Here is a 1,706-nt window from a genome sequence, read left to right as displayed (position 1 = left end):
CGCCTCCCGCCCCGCGGGGGCCACTTCCGGGAGCGGCGGGGCGGCCGGGCGCCGTTCGTGGCCGTACGCGACCACCGCGGCGGCGCCGTCGCCGAAGAGGGCACTGGCGACCAGGTTGGCCGGTGACGCGTCGCCGCGCTGCACGGTGAGCGAGCACAGCTCCACGGACAGCAGGACGGCCACGTGCTCGGGCCAGCCGCGCAGGTAGTCGTGCAGCCTGGCCAGGCCGGCGGCGCCCGCCACGCACCCCAGGCCGAACACGGGCACCCTCTTGACGTCGGGCCGCAGCCCCAGCCGGCCGGCGAGCCTGGCGTCGACCGAGGGAGTGGCGACGCCGGTGACCGAGGTGAACATGATCATGTCCACCTCGCCGGGCGCGACACCGGCCGCCTCGAGCGCCGCGCCCACGCTCTCGGCTCCCAGTTCGACCGCGGTGGAGACGAACGCGTCGTTGGCCGCGCCGAAGCCGTCGAGCTTGTCGTACTGCTCGATCGGCAGGGCGAGGTTGCGGAACTCCACCCGGGCGCCGCAGTGGAAACGGTCGAGCAGCCGGCGGTCGGCGCCCTCCGGCAGGCAGATCCGCGCCGCCATGTCGGTCAGCTCCGCCTGCGAGTAGCGGTTGGGGGGAAAGGAGGCACGTACCGCAGCGATACGGGTCATATAGGTCTCCCCGGCAGGCGCTGAACTGCTTCGACGTTCCGGACGCTTCCCTGCTGGGCGGTCGCTAAGCCACCGGAGGCCAGGCAATCCTGAAGGGTGCGGCGCGCGCTGGGGACCGTTCCCGTCACAGGCGGCGGGGCGTGTCTACGATCGTTCCTGTGACGGGGAGCGGCGCGGGTCTGCGGCGGGTGGCCGGTGGGCTGGCGCGCGCCTGCCATCCAGGTCCCTGCGTCGCCGTCACGGTGCTGGTCACCGCGCTGGCGATCGCGAGCGGGCGGGACACCAGAGGGTGCGTGCTGGTGGCCGCCGCCGTGCTCTCCGGTCAGCTGTCGGTGGGCTGGTGCAACGACGCGGCCGACGCCCGCCTCGACAGGACCGCGCTGCGCAGGAGCAAACCGATCGTGGCCAATCTGGTGAGCGTGGGGACCGTACGGGCCGCCGCGGTGATCTCCCTTCTGCTCTGCGTGCCTCTCTCCCTGGCGTCGGGTGTGCTGGCCGGGACCGTCCATCTGACCGGGGTGGGAGCGGCGTGGGCCTACGACCTTGGCCTCAAGGCCACCGTGGTGTCGTGGGTGCCGTACGCCGTGGGGTTCGGCGGCCTGCCGGCCTTCGTGACCTTGGGCCTGCCGGGGCAGCCGTGGCCCGCCTGGTGGGCGATACCGGCGGCGGCGCTGCTCGGGTGCGGCGCGCATCTGGCGAACGCGCTGCCGGACATCCCCTCCGACCTGGCGGCCGGGGTGCGCGGATGGCCGCAGCGGCTGGGGGTGAGCCGGGCCGGGGTGCTCGCGCCGTTGCTGCTGCTGTCGGCGTCGCTGCTCCTCGTCCTCGGGCCCGCCCGGGGCATCGGCGTGACGGAGTGGGTCGCGCTGGCGGCGGCCGGAACGCTCGCGGCCTCCGGATTGCTGCTGCACGACCGGCTGCCCCGGGCGCCGTTCGCGGCGGCGATCGGGGTGGCGGCGGTGGACGTCGCGCTGCTGGTGGGCCACGGCTCCTGGCTCACCGGTTAGCGGGCCGGCCCGGCGGGCCGCGGTCCCGGCGGCTGGGCG

The 1,706-nt window shown here is 75.0% G+C and carries 2 protein-coding genes; one reads left to right on the top strand and one right to left on the bottom strand.

Annotated elements, in window-relative coordinates; all coding sequences use genetic code 11:
• A partial coding sequence (locus tag DQW85_RS23480; RefSeq protein WP_420819179.1) for a type III polyketide synthase occupies positions 1-660 on the bottom strand: 660 nt, incomplete at its 3' end.
• 158 nt (positions 661-818) lie between these two features.
• Here DQW85_RS23480 and DQW85_RS23475 point away from each other — a divergent pair.
• Positions 819-1,667, top strand: a complete 849-nt coding sequence (locus tag DQW85_RS23475; RefSeq protein WP_240197374.1) for a UbiA family prenyltransferase — start codon at positions 819-821, stop codon at positions 1,665-1,667.
• Positions 1,668-1,706: the final 39 nt, after the last annotated feature.

It is taken from the genome of Nonomuraea lactucae, from assembly GCF_003313395.1.
Lineage (GTDB): Bacteria > Actinomycetota > Actinomycetes > Streptosporangiales > Streptosporangiaceae > Nonomuraea > Nonomuraea lactucae.
The sequence above is the reverse complement of the archived record's forward strand: the minus strand, read 5'-3'. Positions and strand labels throughout refer to the sequence as shown.